Annotated in this window: 13 protein-coding genes; 10 read left to right on the top strand and 3 right to left on the bottom strand. The window is 43.7% G+C overall.

The window, feature by feature from the left end:
* Positions 1 to 28 precede the first annotated feature (28 nt).
* The 6 genes from J0L83_09050 to treA all read left to right on the top strand — a co-directional run bounded on the left by J0L83_09050 (position 29) and on the right by treA (position 8,152).
* Positions 29 to 1,927 carry a glycoside hydrolase family 65 protein gene (locus tag J0L83_09050; protein ID MBN8664708.1) on the top strand — a complete coding sequence of 633 codons (1,899 nt, stop codon included), beginning with the start codon at positions 29 to 31 and terminating at the stop codon, positions 1,925 to 1,927.
* A 20-nt stretch (positions 1,928 to 1,947) separates the two neighbouring features.
* Complete coding sequence (locus tag J0L83_09045; GenBank protein ID MBN8664707.1) at positions 1,948 to 2,511, top strand: hypothetical protein; 564 nt, start codon at positions 1,948 to 1,950, stop codon at positions 2,509 to 2,511.
* A 99-nt stretch (positions 2,512 to 2,610) separates the two neighbouring features.
* A complete protein-coding gene (locus tag J0L83_09040; protein ID MBN8664706.1) occupies positions 2,611 to 3,936 on the top strand; it encodes a vanadium-dependent haloperoxidase in 1,326 nt (441 codons plus the stop codon).
* Positions 3,937 to 3,960: 24 nt separating this feature from the next.
* Positions 3,961 to 4,950 (top strand): hypothetical protein, encoded by a 990-nt coding sequence (locus J0L83_09035; protein MBN8664705.1) that lies wholly within the window; start codon positions 3,961 to 3,963, stop codon positions 4,948 to 4,950.
* A 2-nt stretch (positions 4,951 to 4,952) separates the two neighbouring features.
* On the top strand, positions 4,953 to 6,509 hold the full coding sequence (locus tag J0L83_09030; protein ID MBN8664704.1) for a phosphatase PAP2 family protein: 1,557 nt from the start codon (positions 4,953 to 4,955) through the stop codon (positions 6,507 to 6,509).
* A gap of 68 nt (positions 6,510 to 6,577) precedes the next feature.
* Positions 6,578 to 8,152, top strand: a complete 1,575-nt coding sequence (treA, locus tag J0L83_09025) for an alpha,alpha-trehalase TreA (GenBank protein MBN8664703.1) — start codon at positions 6,578 to 6,580, stop codon at positions 8,150 to 8,152.
* Here the strand turns inward: treA and J0L83_09020 are convergent.
* From J0L83_09020 to J0L83_09010, 3 genes are read right to left on the bottom strand one after another with little or no spacing between them, the layout of a single operon-like run.
* Positions 8,149 to 10,068: a hypothetical protein gene (locus J0L83_09020; GenBank protein ID MBN8664702.1), complete on the bottom strand. Its 1,920-nt coding sequence runs from the start codon at positions 10,066 to 10,068 to the stop codon at positions 8,149 to 8,151. The two genes, treA and J0L83_09020, sit on opposite strands and share 4 nt — an antisense overlap.
* A 6-nt stretch (positions 10,069 to 10,074) precedes the next feature.
* Positions 10,075 to 11,028, bottom strand: a complete 954-nt coding sequence (locus tag J0L83_09015; protein MBN8664701.1) for a carbohydrate kinase — start codon at positions 11,026 to 11,028, stop codon at positions 10,075 to 10,077.
* Positions 11,029 to 11,038: 10 nt separating this feature from the next.
* Positions 11,039 to 12,373, bottom strand: coding sequence for an MFS transporter (locus tag J0L83_09010; GenBank protein ID MBN8664700.1), 1,335 nt, complete (start codon positions 12,371 to 12,373; stop codon positions 11,039 to 11,041).
* Between the two features lie 233 nt (positions 12,374 to 12,606).
* Between J0L83_09010 and J0L83_09005 the strand changes: the two genes are divergently transcribed.
* From J0L83_09005 to J0L83_08990, 4 genes are all read left to right on the top strand, one after another.
* Positions 12,607 to 15,498, top strand: a complete 2,892-nt coding sequence (locus J0L83_09005; GenBank protein MBN8664699.1) for a T9SS type A sorting domain-containing protein — start codon at positions 12,607 to 12,609, stop codon at positions 15,496 to 15,498.
* Positions 15,499 to 15,587: 89 nt separating this feature from the next.
* Positions 15,588 to 18,551 (top strand): SusC/RagA family TonB-linked outer membrane protein, encoded by a 2,964-nt coding sequence (locus J0L83_09000; GenBank protein MBN8664698.1) that lies wholly within the window; start codon positions 15,588 to 15,590, stop codon positions 18,549 to 18,551.
* 21 nt (positions 18,552 to 18,572) lie between these two features.
* Positions 18,573 to 20,168, top strand: coding sequence for a RagB/SusD family nutrient uptake outer membrane protein (locus tag J0L83_08995; GenBank protein MBN8664697.1), 1,596 nt, complete (start codon positions 18,573 to 18,575; stop codon positions 20,166 to 20,168).
* A gap of 18 nt (positions 20,169 to 20,186) precedes the next feature.
* Positions 20,187 to 21,029, top strand: a complete 843-nt coding sequence (locus J0L83_08990; GenBank protein MBN8664696.1) for a SusE domain-containing protein — start codon at positions 20,187 to 20,189, stop codon at positions 21,027 to 21,029.
* Positions 21,030 to 21,035 lie beyond the last annotated feature (6 nt).

Here is a 21,035-nt window from a genome sequence, read left to right as displayed (position 1 = left end):
TTATTATGGTATCACGGTAGCCAATGGTATGATTGGCATTGTATCATCACCTGAACCTTTCAAGGTGAAAGATGTGGTACTTGCTGGTGCCTATGATCAGTATGGCCGTGGCAGGGTTAGCAATTTCCTGCGCAGCTTCAATCTGCTCAATATGAATTTGGATATTGATGGCAGGCGCGTGGATGCTTCCACTGCAAAAAATATGGTGCAGGAGTTAGATATGCGCAAAGCTGCTTTCACCACTAAGTTTGATGTAGGCGATAAAGCCAGTGTGCAATACACATACTACTCTTTGCGTCATCTGCCTTATACGGTGTTGATGGATGTAACCATCACGCCTAAGAAAGACATCACTATCGGTGGTGCCAGTGTGATGGAAGCACCGGATGCATTGCGTGATGTACAGAACTACTACAATGAAATCGATCGTCCGCATGTAACCATCAGTCTGCTGACATCTTCCGCAAAAAGTCCTACCGGTAAATTACTCATGTGTGCTTCCAATACTTTTCTTTTCGGCGAAGCGCATGGCAAAGAACCGCGTGTGATTCATGAAATGTGGGACAATAATATGCACCTGCTTAAGTTCAGCAAACAACTGAAAGCAGGAGAGACCTATCGTTTTTCTATTGCTGGTTCATCTATTACATCTGCGCATCATGATGATCCGCTGAATGAAGCAGAACGTCTCACCATATTCGCCAAGCTGGAAGGAAGAGATCGTTTGCTGCAGTTTCATCATCAGGCCTGGGATAAACTTTGGGAAAGTGATATTCAAATTGAAGGCGATGCAGAAGCACAGCAGGATGTACACAGTATGCTCTATCATTTGTACTCATTCGTACGTGACGGTAATGCTTATTCACCTTCGCCAATGGGTTTGAGTGGATTGGGCTATAACGGCCACGTGTTCTGGGATACAGAATTGTGGATGTATCCATCTTTATTGGTGTTGCAGCCCGGCATGGCCAAGAGCATGATTGAATATCGTTTCAAAAGATTGGAAGCTGCTAAGCGCAATGCTTTCAGCAAAGGGTATAAAGGTGCGATGTATCCATGGGAGAGTGCAGAAACAGGTGTGGAAGAAACACCTGTATGGGCGCTCAGTGGTCCGTTTGAGCATCATATCACTGCCTGCGTGGGTATTGCTGCCTGGAATTACTATTGTGTAACACAGGATAAGCAATGGCTACGCGAGAAGGGTTGGCCTATCTTACAAGCTACAGCTGATTTCTGGGCCAGCAGGGTAGAGCGCAATGGTTCGGGTAAATACGATATCAATAATGTAGTAGCAGCAGATGAATGGGCCGAGAACGTCAACAACAATGCATTCACCAATGCTGCGGCCAAAGCCAATTTGCAGTTTGCAACAGAAGCAGCAAAACTTTTGGGTGTTACTGCTGATCCGGATTGGGCGCATGTAGCGAGTAATATTCCCATCCTCAAATTTGCAGATGGTGTTACCAGAGAGCATGCTAGCTATAATGGAGAAGGTATTAAGCAGGCCGATGTAAACTTGCTCGCTTATCCTTTGAAAGAAGTCACAGACCCCAAAGCCATTAAAAAAGACCTGAATTATTATGAAACCCGTGTACCCAATGAAGGCACACCTGCCATGACACAGGCCGTATTTTCTTTGCTCTATGCCCGGTTGGGTGATGCAGATAAAGCACATCATTGGTTCCGTGATGCCTACATTCCTAACCTAAATCCACCCTTCCGAGTGATTGCAGAAACCAAGGGGGGTACCAATCCGTATTTCGCAACAGGGGCCGGTGGTATTATTCAGGCCATGCTGATGGGTTTTGGCGGATTAGAGATCACCCCTCAGGGAATTACCCAGCTGAAATCTGTGCTGCCGGCCAAGTGGAAATCGTTGAAGATCACAGGGGTAGGACCTGAAAAGAAAACTTTTGTGGTGAAATAATTTCATTATTTTCGGATTGCTTGAAGAAACTGCTCGCCATATTACTCATTGCCATGCTGGCGTTTAACTGGTATGGATACGAACTGCTGGTTAACCATTTGCAGCAGCGTTCGGACAGGCAATTAGAAGCGAGACTGGATGCTGGTGAATATGATCAGCAGCAATTGATTGAATTAAGTGTAGCTCTTGATCTCCCGTATACAACTGATTGGGAAAACTTTGAACGTGTAGACGGTGATGTAGTGATTGATGGTACTCACTATAAGTACGTTGAGCGCAAGTATGCGCAGGGACGCATGATTTACAAATGCATCCCCAACAGCGATAAAGCAAGATTACAAAATGCCAGAGATGCGTTTTTCCAACTGGCCTACGATATGCAGCGCGCTTCTGATAGTAAGCAGCCTGTAAACAATGCGCCGGCTTTTAAGAAAGTCCTCAGCGATTATGAGCAACAGATCGAGACAGATCCGTTTAGGATGGTCACTATCAGATCTGGCTTGCTGTGGGTTCATGCAGCTGAAGCCTGTGCTGCCGGGCATTTCAATCTCCCTGCGCAACCGCCGGAAATAAACCTGATATAAATCATTGTACAGCATACGTACGCTTTGTACGTTGCCTTCAGTTCCATTGTGTAACCGGTGTAGTACCGGTTGTATTTCTTGAGCGTATAATATCCAGTCATGAAGAAAATTGTTTGGATGATCGCTGTGATCATCGGTATCAGTGCGTGTAAACAGAATAATGCGTATCAGTCTTACTTGAAAGACCCGCAATTATTTTGTAACACGGTGTACGAATTGAATAATGTGGTGATGGGGAATAATTTCCCGCCGATGATTGCTTCGCGTAACTATGGTTATGCTTCAGTTGCTGCATATGAAGCTATTGCAGCAGGTTATCCCGATAAATATCAAACACTGGCTGGCCAGTTGAATGGTTTACAGCAAAGTCTGCAAATAGCAGATAAAGAAAATGTATCTGTTGAGCTGGCTGCTTTATTGGCTTTTATTAAAGTTGGTGAAGCGGTAACTTTCCCTGAAGGAAGTATGGGCGATTATCGCGACAGCATCTTAGCGCTGGCACGTGAAAAAGGTCTGCCTTCCAAAGTGGAGAAAGCCAGCAAGGTTTTTGCAGACAGTGTAGCAGCAATAATTATTCGCTGGAGTAAGAAAGACAATTATGCGCAAACAAGAAGTGCAGAAAAATACACAGTCATGGATGTACCGGGCCGTTGGGTACCTACCCCACCCATGTATGCTTCTGCTGTAGAACCTGCTTGGAAGACGATCAGACCAATGGTGCTGGATTCTTCCGATCAGTTTATGCCGCCACCACCCATTCCTTTTGATATTACCAATAAGAACAGCGCCTATTACAAGCAAGTAATGGCAGTGAAAAATGCGGTGGATAGTTTAACAGACGAACAGAAGCATATTGCTGCATTCTGGGATGACAATCCTTTTAAAATGAATGTGGTTGGACACGTGATGTTTAGTACCAAGAAATTCTCTCCTCCAGGTCACTGGATGAGTGTTGCAGGTATTGCAGCTAAAACAGCTAAAGCCGATTTTCCGGAAACAGTGTATGCCATCGCTAAAACAGGTATCGCCCTGTTTGATGCATTCATTCAATGCTGGGATGTGAAATACAAATACAATACAGTTCGTCCTGAAACAGTAATCAACAAATATATTGATCCAAACTGGGCGCCTTATTTGCAAACACCGGCTTTCCCTGAATACACTTGCGGACACTCTACTATTTCTTCAGCTGCTGCTGAGGCTTTAACCAGTGTGTTTGGAGATAATTTTGCTTTCACTGATTCTACAGAGTTAGATTTTGGTATTCCCAATCGTTCTTTCAAATCTTTCCGTCATGCTGCGGATGAGAACAACTGGGCACGTTTCTATGGTGGTATCCATTTTCACCCATCTTGTATCGAGAGTACAGATATGGGTAGAAAAGTTGGCGGTTACCTGGTGCAGAAACTGAAGATGAAGAAATAAGTTCTTTCATTTTCAAACACTGCTATGAATCATCAGTCTTTGTGTAAAGACGGAAGGGTATCTTATGTTTCCATCCGTCGTATTGTGCTCGTGCTTATGGTATGTTTGTCGGCAGGCGCCACACAGGCGCAGACCGATATTGACGCCATCATGATGAGCAAGCGTAATTTTTGTACAGGTATCATGTATGGTAACAGCAGCTGGACCAATTACTGGGAAGGCACGCTGAAAAGAAATAATGAAAATCTGGGTATTGTATCTACTCAGTCTGTCAGCATCATGGGCAACTATGGTGTGAACAGAAGACTCAACCTGCTATTTGGTATTCCTTATATTCAAACCAAAGCTTCTGCAGGGCAACTAAAAGGCCATAATGGTATTCAGGATTTATCTCTTTGGGTAAAATGGATGCCTATTGAAAAAGAATGGGGTAAACACACTTTCTCTGTATATGCTTTAGGTGGTGCATCTGCACCATTAACCAATTATGTGGCTGATTATCTGCCATTGTCATTAGGGCTGCGTAGTAAGACATTGTCTTTACGTGGTATGGTAGACTATCAGTATGGAAGCTGGTTTACCACATTCAGTGGTACTTATGTGCATAGAAGTAATATCACTATCGATAGGATGGCATATTATACCACCGAAATGCATTACACCAATGAAGTGTACATGCCCGATGCTTTGCAATTCAACTGGCGGGCAGGTTTCCGTGATAAGGGATGGATTGTAGAAGCAGTAGCCGATCAGTGGACCACCCTTGGCGGTTTTGATATTACCCGAAACAATATGCCCTTCCCTTCCAATAGAATGAACGCAACACGTTTGGGTATTAACCTCAAGTATGAGGATGTTTTCCTGGATGGGTTATCACTTACCGGTAATGCATTTACAACAGTAGCCGGAAGAAATATGGGACAAGCCAATGCTTTTGCAGCAGGCGTATTCTACATCATTGATTTTCCTGCTAAGAAAAAGAAAACAAAAGAAGTGTCAACTGAAAAACAATAACCATGAAAAAAATTAGCATCATCCTCAGCAGTTGCATGGTATTGTTGATCACAGCCTGCAACAAACAAATAGAAGATATTAGTCAAGATTTTCCTGCATTAAATCCGGCAAGAACAGATGTAAATGCAGGTACCTGGAAACCCATATTACTCAACACAGCTAACGAGATTGCTGTGCCTGCACCTATGGCAACAGGAACGCCTGATTTTATCGCGCAGCTGAGTGAAATCAAATCATGGCAAAAGAATGCCACGGAAGCAGATAAAGCATCACTTAAATACTGGAGCGCAGGTGCAGTGCTTCGTTGGAACGAAATTATGCGTGAATTGGTGGCTAAATATAATCTGCCGCCATACCAGAATCCCGATGGTACCTATCCAATTCCTAGTGCGAATAACCCATTGGCCTATCCATTATTCCCATTTGCGAATCCGCCATATGCCGCACGTGCGTATGCCTATATCAGTGCCGCACAGTACGATGCATTAGTAGCAGCGTATTTTTATAAGCAACAATACAATCGCGCAGCGCCATATCAATTGGATAATGGTATTCAGGCCATGGTTCCGCAAAACGCTACACCTGCTTATCCATCAGAAGATGCGGTGGTTTATGGTGTTACAGTGGAAATGATGAAACTCTTGTTTCCCGGTGAGCAGGCATTTGTTCAGCAAAAAGCTGAAGAACACAGAAGAGCCAGATTGCTTTCCGGTGCGAATACGAGAAATGATTTAGAAGCTGGCGAAGCTTTGGGTAAAGCTGTTGCACAAAGATTTGTGGCAAGAGCAAGAACCGACAGAGCAGGTGCTGCAGTCGGTATTGTGAATGGTGTAGATCTCTGGCGCGAGTTTGAGACTGCTGTCACCAATCAAGGAGAAACCCCATGGATCAGTCAGGAAGCTCCCAAGCGTCCGCCAATGCTGCCTTATTTCGGAAGAGTACGGCCATTCCTGTTTGATTCTGTTACGCTGGTTACTAAAGTAAGACCAGGTCCGCCACCTTCAACCAAATCTGAACAGTTCAGAAAAGAAACAGAAGAAGTGTTGTTCTATAGTCAGAATCCAACACGCGAGCGTATTCGTATCGTGCATTTCTGGGCCGATGGCGTAGGTACTTATACTCCTCCGGGCCATTGGAATGCGATTGCTGCTGAAGAAATGGTGAAACTGAATTTGAGCGAAGTACGTTGGGCAAGAAACATGGCCCTCCTCAACATGTCTTTGATGGATGCGGCTATTGCTTGTTGGGATGCGAAATACACCTATTATAATCCGCGTCCCTCACAAGTGAACCCCGCCATTAAAACATTGACGGGTTTACCCAACTTTCCTTCATATACTTCAGGTCACTCTACATTTAGTGGGGCTGCAGCTACGATACTAGGATATCTGATACCAGCTAAAGCCAATGCATTTACTGAAATGGCGAAGGAAGCCTCGCTTTCCAGGTTGTATGGCGCTATTCATTACAGAAGTGATTGTGAAGAAGGATTGAAATGTGGTAATGCTGTAGGTGGTTATGCCATACTGAGAGCGCAAGCCGATGGCGCAGGAAATTAAATAGTTCGGTATTGAACTCTACTGCAAAGCAGTTATGATGTTGTACTTTAGTATGCCAAGACTCGCATATGAAAAAGTATATTTTGCTTGTGATAGCCATCATAACTGCTTTTGCTTTTATGACACAGCAGCCGGTGAAAACACCAGATCAGTTATATGGTGTTTTGTTCAAAGATATTCAGCTACAGCGCATTTTTCCCGATGGAAAAACCTTTGTGGATTGTGTACCCAAGGGCAAACCGGAAACTATTGTTGCAGCGTATAAGAAGCAAAAAAGCAAGCCAGGATTCTCACTCAAGCAATTTGTAGCGGATAATTTCACACTTCCAGCTGCACCTGAAACAGTACAATATGTGCAACCTGAGAAAGATGTGGCCACGCACATTAAAAATCTTTGGGCTAGTCTTAAAAGAGAGGCCGACAAGCCTGTTGTAGGTAGTAGTTTGCTGCCATTACCCGGTGCGTATATTGTACCCGGCGGTCGCTTCAGAGAGATTTACTATTGGGATTCTTACTTTACCATGCTGGGCTTGGAAGAAAGTGGGGAGCTTGCAACTATTGAAAGTATGGTCGACAATTTTGCTTATCTCATCAAAGCATACGGGCATGTGCCTAATGGTAATCGATCTTATTATTTATCCCGCTCTCAGCCACCTTTTTTTGCGTTAATGGTTGATTTATTGGCGAAACATAAGGGTGAAAAAGTGTATACAAAATACCAGCATGCGCTTGAAAAAGAATATGCTTACTGGATGGATCAGACAGCACCAACCAAGCATGTGGTGCGTATGCCCAATGGCAGTATCCTGAACCGGTATTATGATGCAGTAGATGAGCCAAGACAAGAAAGTTATCGTGAAGACCATGAGTTAGCTACAGCACAGGCAAAACTTGTTGGTGCTGTCAATCAAACAGCTACATACAAGCGTGTTTGTCGAGATTTGCGCAGTGGTGCAGAAAGCGGTTGGGATTTCAGCACACGCTGGTTTAATGATAACAAGACGATTGGTACTATTGCAACTACGGATATTATACCTGTTGATTTAAACGGACTACTGTATCAATTGGAAATTGTGCTCGCTAAAGCTGCGGCACAGGCTAAGCAAATAGATAAAGCAAAAGTGTATTATAAGAAAGCATTAAGAAGAAAAACTGCTATTCGCTTTTATTGCTGGAATGAGTCAATGGGTTGGTATTATGATTATAGTATTAGTCAGAAAAAACAAACAGAACGAAAAACCATTGCCGGAGCTTCTCCACTTTTCTTTCAGATTGCAACAGATGTACAAGCACCGAAAATTGCGCATGTGATTGAGCAGGAATTTTTAAAATCTGGTGGGGTTGTTACCACTTTGGTCAATAGCGGACAGCAATGGGATGCACCCAATGGCTGGGCGCCATTGCAATGGATGACCATACAGGGCTTACGGAATTACCAGCAAAACCAATTGGCTGAAACCATTGCCAAGCGATGGATTCAGGTAAACACTGATGTATATGCACGTACCGGAAAAATGATGGAGAAGTACAATGTAGAGAATACCACATTGGAAGCCGGTGGCGGCGAGTATCCCGGTCAGGATGGTTTTGGCTGGACCAATGGCGTTTTACTCAAACTCATCAGTCTATACGGTAAACATTAAGCCGGCGTCAGCAAACAAAAACCATGTGACGGAATGATGAGGTGTTCCCGGTCATCACCAACGGTATAGGTTTGTCCGGACCAATGATCAAAGAGTTTATTACTCTGTACTTGATGCTCCTTGAATGCATACCAAGTTAGGTAGGCTGGTGCATCATTGAAATTAAAGGCACCAAAAAACCTTTCATCTCCATATTTCCGCACATAAGTAGCCACATGAATATTGTGTGGTGTTACCCAGGTAAGATTACTGCTGTCAGCAATAATGGCTAACTGCTTTCTGATTTGTAACAACTTTTTTGTGCCATTGAAAATGCGCGCTTCAATCGTATCTGCTTGTTGTCTACGTGCATTTTTCTCCCAGTCAATAATGGGGCGATGCATCCAACGATTATCATAACTCTTACCCACATCTTCCAAATAACTGTAGTCATTGGTGTAGCCTACTTCATCTCCGTAGAACAGCATCGGAATGCCGCCCAGGAAAAAACTGTGTGCCTGCATCAATAAAATCTTATTGATGGCATCTTCAATCGCCGCAGCATCATTCGATGCAAGCGCTTTCTCTAAACCGCACAAAGAAGCCAGTGTACCGCTGATACGTGCATCATTGGTTTTGGGATTTACAGAGAACAAAGCACCTGATGCAGGTGAACCTTGATAGCTACCGGAAAAATAGTCTTTCAGAAATCTTCTGTGTTCAAAAGCATTAAAGCCCGCAACAGCAATCATACTATCGTCGTAGCCTAAACCAATATCATCATGACAACGTGTATAGGTAATCCAGCTGGTGCCGTATGGTTTGCGCAATATCTGCTCTTGTGCTGCCAACATCACGCGCGTATCTTTTGTGGCTAGCATATCCCATTGGAGGGCCATATGTGTTGCATTATAAGCAAAGTCACATTCTTTTGCAACAAACTCATCAGTACCAAAGTACCTCATGATTTCAGCAGGTGCAACGATGGCTTCTCCTAATAAAGCCATACCCGGTGTTGCAATTGCCACACAGCATTTGATGATGCGTAATAAGATATGTGCTTCAGGAAGGTTCTGACAGGTAGTGCCCAAACGCTTCCAGATAAATGCGGGTGCATCAATGCGCAGAATATCTACACCCAGATTGGCGTAGAAAAAAATTGTATCCAGCATGGCTACAAGCACATGCGGATTGGTATAGTTTAAATCCCACTGATAATTGTGGAAGACTGTCATTACCCATTCCTGCAATTGAGGTACATAGGTGAAACTGCCGGGCGCTGATTCCGGAAAAATCTCCGGCATGGTTTGTTCAAACTGATCGGGCAATCTGCGGTCTTGATAGAAATAGAAAAAGTCTTTGTAGAAAGGATCACCGGCTTTGGCTTTTTCCGCCCATGCGTGTTTATGCGAAGTGTGGTTCAGCACAATATCCAGCATGAGGTACATCTTACGCTGGTGCATTTTACTTACCAACGATTCAAGGTCTTTCAGATTACCGAAGCGTGCATCTACTTTTCTGAAATCAGAAACAGCATAGCCGCCATCACTTTCGTTGGCAGGGCTCTCAAAGATGGGCATCAAGTGCAGAAAATTAATGCCGAGCTCTTCCAGATAATCTAACTTCTCAGGCATCTGTTTTAATGAACCTGCAAAGCGATCTACATACAAGCTCATACCTGCAATTTCATTGGAGAGATACCAATGCGTTTTGGCAGCTTTCTCCTGATCGTAAGCCTGTAATTTTTTGGATCGTTGTTGATGTGCTTGTATGATTGTTTTCAGCAGCCCTTCATAAGCAGCTTCTGCTGCAGGATGCCCCTGATACAATTGCTGGAACAATCTTTCCAGTGTTAATGCAGCTGCATATAATCTGTCAGCAAATGCTTTTTCAGTTTTGCTTTCTGCCAGCAGTGAAGAAACCTTTTGCAAAGACATGATGAACTATTTGAAAATATCGTTGCTTAAAAATTTAAATGCTTCCATTGCGCCCATATACTCACAAGTACGCGCGCCAGCTTTATTGCCCTGTTGCATATAGCTTGCCCATTGTTCCTTACTGAGTGATTTCATTTCAGCAATATTGTGTTGGCTCAGCTGATAAAGCAGTGCACCAACAAATGCATCGCCAGCGCCTGTTGTATCAACCGGCTTGACAGGGATACTGGGAATTTGTACTGTTTGATTTTGGTAGCCCATCATAGTACCATCTTTTCCCAGTGTAATTGCAAATACTGCATTGGTACGCTGTAAAAAAATTGCAGCGGCTTCATCAACAGTTTTCGCTTTCGTTAGTAACAAAGCTTCTTCATCACTTACTTTGAAGAAATCACATGCTTCCAGAAAATACCAGGAATGCTGTACGAATGCATCTATATTGTCTTTGAATAAGAGATGTCGATAATTAGGATCAAAACTGATGAATCTGCCCGCTTTCAATGATTGCTTTAATAAAGCACTGTATGCATCTTGTAGAGGTCCGGGTAAGAATCCGGTAGCAGAACCAAAATGAACAATGCCGTAATTATGTACATCAATAGCTTTGATGTCTTGTACACTCAGTTGTCCATCAGCACCGCGGCTAAAAACAAAATCTCTCTCACCATTTTCCATCAAGGATACAAATGCAAGTGTGGTGAAGTGATGCTCATCGCGGAGCATCCATTGTGTGTCTACACCAAATTCTTCCATGACTTCAATCAACTGTGTACCGAAAGGATCTTTGCCCACTTTTGCACTTAGCGATACTTTTCCGCCCAGTGCGGCAATAGCTGCAGCAACATTGGTTGGAGCACCGCCTGTTTTTTTGAGAAAATGTTGTCCTGCAGACAAAGTGCTGCCCTTGTCTGTGCAAATCATATCGATTAATGCTTCACCAATGCAAAGTATCTGTTCCATCAGATTCAGTTTAATGTCCGCCACCCATCGGCATTTGAACGCTGTCAGTTGGCTTTGCTGATTTAATCAGGGTAGTTGCCATTGCTGCCAGCAGTAAGAAAACACCAGCAAAGGAAATGGCTTTGCCCGGATCATTGTTTAGAAAATGTTTGAGTATATAGCCAAAGCTGATGTTTTGCAAAATCATCGGAATCACAATCATCATGTTGATGATACCCATGTATACGCCATAGCGTTCTTTAGGAATATTGCCTACAACCATTAAGTAAGGAATACCCATCATACTTGCCCAAGCAATACCAAAGCCCGTCATAGGAATGAAGAAAAGATATTTGTCTTCAATATGCGGAAAGATTAATAAGCCAGCACCAGCCAAGATCAGGCAAATGATGTGTACTGATTTAGGGCTGTATTTTTTCGCAAGTCCTACAAGCGCAAATGCGGAGAGAAAAGTAACAATATTGTACCAGCCATTTACGAGGCCTGTCCAGCCCACAGCTTCATCGTACAAAGGGTTTTGCTGATAATTATTGGTCTTCCAGGCAGATTGTGCAATACTCTTAGCAGCATTCTGCCAATAGCAAAAGAGTGCATACCACTGAAAAAGATATACCAAAGCCAATTGCCACATCACTTTTGGCATATCCATAATAGCTGACGGAATTTCTTTAAAGGGTGTAAGAATGCTGAGCTTTTCTTTTTGCAATTCAGCCAGTTCTTCTGACGTGGGTGGTATTTCCGGCGTTTTGGCCATGCTCCAACTAACCGATGCGATGGAACAAACAGAACCAAGGAAAAAGGAGCCGAATACCCAATAAGGAATAGCGCCCAGGCTACCAGTGATATTTTTCTGGAAGATGAATAAAGACACATTAGCTAGTGTGATACCGAGTCCTGTAAAAAAACTTTGTGATAAAAAGCCCGTGGCCATTTGTTCTGGCGGAAGTTTATCTGCAATAAATGCTCGATAAGGCTCCATAGCAGTGTTGTTCGCCGCATCCAAAACCCAGAGTAAGCCTACTGCCATCCATAAGCTGCTGCTAAAGGGGTAGATAAACAAACAGAGGCTGCATAAGAGTGCACCGATAAAGAAATAGGGCTTGCGCCTTCCCCAACGGGGATGCCATGTCTTATCACTCATGGCACCAATAATGGGTTGGATGAGGAGTCCCGTAACGGGGCCAGCCAGATTGAGCAGGGGGATCTCATCCGGTCTGGCGCCTAACATATCATAAATAGGATTTACCGCACTTTGTTGTAAACCGAAGCTGTACTGAATACCGAAAAAGCCCACATTCATGTTGATGATCTGGAGAAAGCTCAGCTTTGGTTTCTGAAACTGCATAGCAATCAATCGTTTAAGAGGGTATGGTTTAAAATTAGCTGCCAAAACTCAATTGGGGAGCAGGTTTACCCGCTTTCTTTTTGCAAACGATTGCAATCTGTTGAGGCTTTGTTTAAGATATGTGTCGGAAAGGTTGAAAGTTTTTTTGGTGATGTGTAAAAAATACACATATTTGTATGGTAATGTGTTAAAATTACACATTGTTCGCAAACGATTGCAGTAAAACGATTGTAGTGGCCATCCGAATTATCTTGTTAAGCACACTGCTTTTTGCAGTGCTCAGGGGCAATACTCAGCTATTGACCTGGTCGCCATCTTTTATAACAGAATCGTCAAACACAGTTGAGATCACTTGTGATGCAACTAAAGGTAATCAAGGTCTTCGCGGGCATTCACCACTTACAGATGTCTATGTGCATATTGGTGTTATCACCACAAAAAGCACGAGTGCTTCTGATTGGAAATATGTAAAATTCACTTGGGGTACAACCAATACGCAAGCGCAGTGTAGTTCATTGGGTAATAATCAATGGAAGTACACGATTACAGGTGGTTTACGTACGTTTTTTGGCATTACAGATGCTACAGAGCGCATCACTAAAATCTCTATTCTCTTCCGCAGCGGAGATGGCAATAAGGTGCAAAGAAATACAGATGGTTCAGACATGTATGTGCCTGTGTACACTTCATCAGCTGCAGTACGCATTGATGAACCATTCAGACAACCTTTATTTACACCAACACCAGAGCCCATTACAAAGACCATTGGTGAAAGCATTAATATCAATGCTAAAGCAAGTGAATCTGCGAATTTGCGCATTCTCTTCAATGGTACACAGGTAGCAACACAGAATGCAGCAACAACCATTACAGCCAGCACAAATATTACTGCAGCAGGTAATCAGCAAATTATTGCAGAAGCAGTTGCCGGCAGTACAACAGTGCGCGATACACTTAACTTTTTTGTATCTGCTGCAGTGAATGTAGCGCCATTGCCTGCCGGTGTGAAGGATGGAATTAATTATCAGCCAGGAGATACTTCTGCAGTGCTTGTACTCTATGCACCAGGTAAATCAAGTGTGATGGTGCTGGGCGATTTTAATAACTGGACTGCCGGATTGAATTATCAGATGAACAGAACAGAAGACGGTAATCGCCATTGGCTGCGCATTACAGGTCTTACACCCGGTACAGAATATGCTTACCAATATTTGGTGGATGGAACGCTGCGTGTAGCAGATTATAACACAGAAAAAGTATTGGATCCATTCAACGATCCTTTCATCCCTTCCAGCAATTATCCATCACTCAAAGCCTATCCAACCGGCAAAACAACCGGTATTGTAAGTGTGCTGCAAACAGCCAAGCCTGCATACAACTGGCAGGTGCCTAATTTCACCAGACCCGATAAACGTAACTTATTGGTATACGAATTATTGGTGCGCGACTTTATTGCTGCGCAAAACTGGAATGTGCTGCGCGATACACTTACTTATCTGAAACGCCTTGGTATCAACGCTATCCATGTAATGCCTTTCAATGAGTTTGAAGGCAATAATAGCTGGGGCTATAATCCAAGTTTCTATTTCGCGCCGGATAAAATGTATGGTACAGAGAATGCTTTGCGTCAATTTATTGATGAGTGCCACAAACAAGGTATTGCAGTGATCATGGATATGGTATTGAATCATTCTTTTGGTCAATCACCCATGGTGCAACTCTACTGGGATGGTGCCAACAATAAACCTGCTACTAATAATCCATGGTTTAATCCAGACGCCAAACACCCATTCAATGTTGGCTATGATATGAACCACGATTCACAAGCCACGAAAGATTTTGTCGCACGTGTGGTGCGTCACTGGCTGGTGAATTATAAGATTGATGGTTTCCGGTGGGATTTGTCAAAAGGCTTTACACAGACGAATAACCCTAATGATGTAAATGCATGGGGTAATACAGATATCACGCGCATCAATACATGGAAGCGTATCTACGATTCTATGCAAGCAGTTCTGCCCGGCAGCTATTGCATACTAGAGCATTTTGCTAATAACGACGAAGAAACGCAACTAGCGAATTACGGTATGTTGCTTTGGGGTAATAGCAATTTTGCTTTCCGCGAAGCCGTGAAAGCAACCAATCTTGGTAATAGCAATTTCGATTGGGGCTTGCATACACGCAGAGGTTGGTCGCAACCACACTTGATGACCTATATGGAGAGTCATGATGAAGAACGGATCATCTTCGATGCATTGCAAAATGGATCTACCAGCAATACCGGCCATTTAGTAAATACCTTACCAGTTGCATTGAAGCGTGCAGAAATGGCTGCTGCATTCTGGGCTATGATGCCTGGTCCGAAATTGATGTGGCAATTTGGTGAGCTGGGTTATGATCAATCCATCAACCGTTGCGAGAATGGCAGCATCAACAATGATTGCCGCACTGCACCCAAGCCTGTCTTGTGGAACTATCGTACGGAAACCAATCGCGCAGCATTGTATAATGTGTACAGAGAGTTATTCCGCTTGCGTAGAACACCTAATTACTTTACCACATTCACGAGCAATAGTGTAAGCCAGAATTTCAGTGGTGCATTTAAGACCATGACCATCAACAGCGATTCATTAGTGATTGTCGTAGTGGGCAATTTTGGTGTAACAGCTACTACCAGTTCTGTAAACTTCCCCACAGCAGGCACTTGGTATAGTTATTTAACAGGCACTACGATTACAGCTGCAGGTGGTGCACAAAACGTTTCATTAGCGCCAGCCGAATACCATATTTATACCAATAAAGATGTGCGCGGTGCAGTTACAACCGCCATTACACCAACTCAGCCTGTTTGGATGAATGAAGTAAAACTGGAACTTGGTCCCAACCCATTGCGTCAAACAGGTACGATTACTTATACACTGCCACTGAATGCACAGGTAGGTTTATACCTCACTGATATGCAAGGCAACAGAATTGCGCAATTATTCAACGGTAGAAGAAATAAAGGTGTGTATCAGCAATCTCTTAACCTGCAAGCGCTTTCTAAGAAGCCTACAAATGGATTCTATGTTATTGAGATGCGTGTGAACGGACAAAGCAAAACAACCAAACTCATTATCCAGTAAACAAACCCTTTTGATATATATGACTCTACAAAAGCAAACAACCCTTCAATCAAATGAAAATTTTCTTGCAAACCAGTAAAACCTGAATTATGAATCTTAAACGACTGCTCATTGCGTTGGTCTTGCCGCTGGTGATGCTTTGCATGCCTGCACTGGCACAGGACAAGTTGGTGACCGGTAAGATCACCAGCGCGAAAGATGGTAGCCCTGTCATAGGTGCCACCATTACAATCAAAGGAACAAAATCCGGTACAGCTGCCGGACAGGATGGTTCATTCACCCTGCGCGTTCCTGCTTCTGCTACTACATTGGTAATTTCTTCTGTGGGTTATGCTGCACAAGAAGTTGCTGTAGGAACAGGAATCATCGAGGTACAACTAGTAGAAACCAATACTGCCCTTACAGATGTAGTAGTAATTGGTTATGGTACCCAGCGTAAAAAAGACGTAACCGGTGCTGCTGTTTCGGTTTCAGCGAAAGACTTTGTAAAAGGTCCGATCGTTTCTCCAGAACAGCTCATCAATGGTAAAGTTGCCGGTGTACAAATTACACCTGGTGGCGGTGCTCCTGGTGCAGGATCTCGTATCCTGATCCGTGGTGGTTCTTCTTTGGCGGCTTCTAACAACCCATTGATCGTGATCGATGGTGTGCCTGTTGACGAATCTGGCATTGCCGGTTCTGCCAACCCGCTGAACATGATTAACCCAAATGACATTGAAACTTTTAACGTACTGAAAGATGCATCTGCGGCCGCTATCTACGGTTCAAGAGCATCTAATGGTGTTATCATCATTACTACGAAGAAGGGTAAGAAAGGTAAGCCTCAGTTCAGCTTCAATACCAATCTGTCTATTTCTACAGTAGGTAAAAAAGTAGATGTACTGTCGGCTGATGAATTCCGCGCCGTAGTAAATGCGAGAGGTACTGCACAACAAAAAGCCCGTCTGGGTAATGCAAGTACCAATTGGCAGGATGAAATCTACAGAACAGCAATCATGACAGATAATAACCTGAGCGTGACTGGTTCTGCAGGTAAAATGCCTTATCGCTTATCAGTTGGTTACCTGAATCAAGATGGTATCCTGAAGACAGATAACATGCAGCGTATCACTGCAGCTGTTAACCTGAGCCCTTCATTCATGAACGATCACCTGAAAGTGAACTTGAATGTAAAAGGAACTTCTACGAAGAATAAGTTCGCTAACCAAGGTGCTATTGGTAACGCCGTTTCTTTTGATCCTACTCAGCCAGTATTATCTGGTAACAACCGTTTCGGTGGTTATTGGGAATGGCTGAATGCCAGCAACCAGCCTAACCAGCTTTCACAGCGTAACCCTGTTGGCTTGCTGAATCTGCGTAGCGATCAGAGTGATGCCGTAAGAAGCATTGGTAATATGCAGGTTGATTATAAATTCCATTTCCTGCCAGAACTGCGTGCTAACCTGAATCTGGGTTATGATGTAGCTCGTGGTAAAGGAACCATCTATGTTCCGGATAGTGCTGCACAAGCTTATTTCCAGGGTGGTGTAAACAATCAGTACAATCAGAATAATACCAATACTGTAGCTGAATTTTATTTGAATTATGCGAAGGATTTGCGTTCTATCAATAGCCGCATCGATCTGACTGCTGGTTATTCATTCCAGTCTTTCCGTGTGGTTTCTGATACCTTCCCTAACAGACGTGCAAACGGTACAGTCATTAACTATGCCGGTCGTTTGAATGAGCCTTTCCAAAACTCACTCATGTCTTATTACGCTCGTTTGGTGTACACTTATAATGGTAAGTATATCCTGACAGCAACAGTTAGACGTGATGGTTCTACTCGTTTTGGTCTGAAAGGAGATCCTGCTCGTTGGGGTACATTCCCAGCCCTGGCTGCTGCATGGCGTATCAGCGAAGAAGACTTCATGAAGAACAGCAAAGTGTTCAATGACTTGAAACTGCGTGCAGCGTATGGTGTAAACGGTAACCAATCAGTTGGTGGTAGTTTCCCATTCCTGCCTATCTACTCTCAGAGTAACCTGACTGCTTCTTATCAGTTTGGTAATACTTTCTACCAGATGCAGCGTCCTTCAGCTTATGATCCATTGCTGAAGTGGGAGCAGTTGAAGTCTTACAACATTGGTATCGACTTCAGCATGTTCAATAATAAGATCAATGGTAGCATCGACTACTTCAATAAGGATAACGAAGATCTGTTGAACACCATTCCTATTCCTGTTGGTACAAACTTCAGCAACGTGTTAACAACAAACGTTGGTACACTGAATACCCGAGGTTTGGAATTCACTTTGAATACCAACCTGAAGCGTACAAAAGACCTGAACTGGGATTTTGGTTTCAACCTGACTTTCCTGGATAACGAAATCAAGAATCTGACACGCGTATTTGATCCAAACTATCCTGGTGCACCTCGTGGCTTCATCGCCGGTGGTACTGGTAACTTTGTGCAGATCAACAGTGTTGGTTACAGACCAGGTTCTTTCTACGTGTACAAGCAGGTATATGATAAGAACAATAACCCTATCGAGAACCTGTTTGAAGATCGCAACCGCGATGGTGTGATCAACGAGAAAGATCGTTATCGTTATATGTCGCCTGAACCAGATGTATTGCTGGGTGTAAACTCTTCTTTGTCTTATAAGAAGTGGACAGCCGGTTTTGTACTGCGTGGTTCTTTCGGCAACTACATGTACAATAACTTTAATTCTGTTCGTGGCACTTACTTCGGTATTCTGGATCCAAACGGCTTCCTGGCTAACGCTTCCAGAAAAGTGCTGACAACCAACTTTGCTACCAATAGTGTAGAACAGTTGTTGTCTGACTACCATGTAGAGAACGCATCATTCCTGCGTATGGATAATATCAATATTGGTTACAATGTTGGTAAGATTGCCAAAGGCATCAACATGCGTGCTTCTCTGAACGTACAGAATGCATTCATCATCACCAAGTACAGTGGTATCGATCCTGAGATCGCGGGTGGTATTGATAACAATCTTTACCCTCGTCCAAGAATGTTTGTATTGGGTGTGAACCTTGATTTTTAATCCTGATAAATTCAGATGAATATGAAAAAGATTTCCATTCAGCTATTTTCCCTGCTTGCGGTGCTTGCGCTTACAGTAAGCTCCTGTAAGAAGTGGGATATCAAGCCGGAAGTTGACCAGACCTCTGAGACAGTTTACGCCAATGCAAATGGATACAAAACTGTACTCGCTAAAGTGTATGGCTCTTTCGCTACAACAGGTAACGCAGGCCCTGCCGGTGCAGGTGACCTTGCCAATATTGATGAGGGTACATCAGACTATCTGCGTTTGTTCTGGAAGGCTCAGGAACTGAGCACAGACGAAGCAGTAGTAGCCTGGGGTGACCCCGGTATCCGCGACTTCCACAACATGAACTGGAGTTCAAGCAACCCCATGTTGGAAGGTCTGTATAACCGTCTTTTCTACAGCATTACAGTTGCGAACGAATTTATTCGCGAAGCTGCTGATGATCGTTTAGCTCGTAGAGGTATTACAGGTGCAGATGCTACTGCAGTTAAAACCTTTAAGGCGGAAGCTCGCTTCATGCGCGCTTATGCTTATTGGGCAGCATTAGATCTGTTTGGTAATGTACCATTCATTGATGATGCTTCTCCAATTGGTGCTACGCCTCCAAAGCAAATCAAGCGTGCTGATCTGTACAATTACATTGTTACAGAACTGAAAGCTGTTGAAGCTGATTTGCCAGCTGCCAGAAGTAACGAATATGGCCGTGCAGATAAAGCTGCCGCCTGGGCTTTGTTGGCAAGATTGTATCTGAATGCCGGTGTGTACACTGGTACGCCTGATTACAATAATGCGATTGTATATGCTAAGCGTGTCATTGATGCTGGTTATACACTGGTGGCTGATTATCGTCACCTGATGTTAGCCGACAATCAGTTAAACGCCAACGAGTTTATCTTAACACTCAACTATGATGGTCAGCGCACACAGAACTGGGGTGGTACTACTTTCTTAACCCATGCTTCAGTTGGTGGCGACATGAACGCTGCATCTTCTGGTATCAATGGTGGTTGGGGTGGTATTCGTACAACCAAGAATATTCCTGCGTTGTTCCCTGATTACACTGGTGCTGCAGATAAGCGTGCACAATTCTTCCAGCACAATCTGGAGATTGCAGATATTGCCAATTTCAAAGATGGCTTTGCAATCAACAAATACAGAAACGTAAACAGAGCTGGTGCAAGACCTGCCAATTTCGTAAACTGGGTAGATATTGATTTCCCACTGTTCCGTTTGGCTGAAATGTACCTGATTTATGCAGAAGCTGTTTTAAGAGGCGGTGCTGGTGGCGATGCTAACTTAGCGCTGACTTATGTAAACAATCTGCGTCAGCGTGCTTATGGCAATGCAACTGGTAATGTTACCGCTGGTCCTGGTGCAAATCAACTTAACATCAATTTCATCCTTGATGAAAGAGCTCGTGAGTTGTACTGGGAAGGTCACCGCAGAACAGACCTGATTCGTTATGGTCGTTTCACAGAAGGTACTTATCTCTGGCCTTGGAAAGGTGGTGTAGCTGCAGGTACTGCAGTAGCAGATTTCAGAAAGCTGTATCCATTGCCTTCTTCAGATATCGTAGCTAACCCGAATCTGGTACAGAACCCTAACTACTAATCAAGTAAACTGACTATTATGAAACAATACATCAAAATACTCCAGTCAGCAGTGCTTGGGCTTTTGCTTCTGGCCGGCACCAGCTGCGAGAAGTATGAGAATAAACTGTACTTCGAAGGAGGTACGGCTCCAGTGCTCACCGGCAGCACCAATGCTGTTCGCCTGACTGCATTGACAGAAAATGAAACAGCGATTACTTTACGTTGGACCAACCCTGAGTATAAATTTACTTCTGGTGTTAGTTCAGCTAACGTAACCTACACATTAGAGATTGATACTACTGGTGCTAATTTCACTAGCGGTAGAAGATATGTTACCACTATTGCTTCAGATCTGACTAAGACTTTTACAGAGAAAGAACTGAATGCTATCCTGGGTAATGATATGCGTCTCACTTTCGGCAGATTGTACACCATGCAAGCGCGCGTAACAGCTAGCCTGGCACAAGGTGCAAGTGCTGCTGTATTAACATCAAATGTGTTCTCTTTCACAGCACGCCCATTTGCGCCACCACCTAAAGTAGAACCACCTACAGACGGTACTTTATGGTTGGTAGGTGATGCATTGGCATCTGGCTGGAGCAATCCGTTACCAGCACCATTTGATGCTACTCAAAGATGTACCAAAGTAACCGATACAGAATATCGTATTGATGTTACGTTCAACGCAAGTGGTGCATATAAGCTGATTCAAACACAGGGTGTATGGGGTACGCAGTACCACATGATTACCGGTGGTACAGCATTGAGCGGCACATTTGAAAAGCGTGATGCTGATCCTGCCTTCCCTTCACCAGGTGCGGGTAATTATCGCATGACCTATAATTTCCAGACTGGAGAATATTCCGGTGTGAAGCTTTAACTGTAA

This window comes from Chitinophagales bacterium (genome assembly GCA_017303835.1).
Lineage (GTDB): Bacteria > Bacteroidota > Bacteroidia > Chitinophagales > Chitinophagaceae > JAFLBI01.
The sequence above is the reverse complement of the archived record's forward strand: the minus strand, read 5'-3'. Positions and strand labels throughout refer to the sequence as shown.

Excerpts from the sequence above, each read along its gene's own strand:
- J0L83_09050 (MBN8664708.1), top strand. The coding sequence starts at position 29 with ATGATTGGCATTGTATCATCACCTGAACCTTTCAAGGTGAAAGATGTG.
- J0L83_09040 (MBN8664706.1), top strand. The coding sequence starts at position 2,611 with ATGAAGAAAATTGTTTGGATGATCGCTGTGATCATCGGTATCAGTGCG.
- J0L83_09035 (MBN8664705.1), top strand. The coding sequence starts at position 3,961 with ATGAATCATCAGTCTTTGTGTAAAGACGGAAGGGTATCTTATGTTTCC.
- J0L83_09030 (MBN8664704.1), top strand. The coding sequence starts at position 4,953 with ATGAAAAAAATTAGCATCATCCTCAGCAGTTGCATGGTATTGTTGATC.
- treA (MBN8664703.1), top strand. The coding sequence starts at position 6,578 with ATGAAAAAGTATATTTTGCTTGTGATAGCCATCATAACTGCTTTTGCT.
- J0L83_09020 (MBN8664702.1), bottom strand. The coding sequence starts at position 10,068 with ATGTCTTTGCAAAAGGTTTCTTCACTGCTGGCAGAAAGCAAAACTGAA.
- J0L83_09015 (MBN8664701.1), bottom strand. The coding sequence starts at position 11,028 with ATGGAACAGATACTTTGCATTGGTGAAGCATTAATCGATATGATTTGC.
- J0L83_09010 (MBN8664700.1), bottom strand. The coding sequence starts at position 12,373 with ATGCAGTTTCAGAAACCAAAGCTGAGCTTTCTCCAGATCATCAACATG.
- J0L83_09000 (MBN8664698.1), top strand. The coding sequence starts at position 15,588 with ATGAATCTTAAACGACTGCTCATTGCGTTGGTCTTGCCGCTGGTGATG.
- J0L83_08995 (MBN8664697.1), top strand. The coding sequence starts at position 18,573 with ATGAAAAAGATTTCCATTCAGCTATTTTCCCTGCTTGCGGTGCTTGCG.
- J0L83_08990 (MBN8664696.1), top strand. The coding sequence starts at position 20,187 with ATGAAACAATACATCAAAATACTCCAGTCAGCAGTGCTTGGGCTTTTG.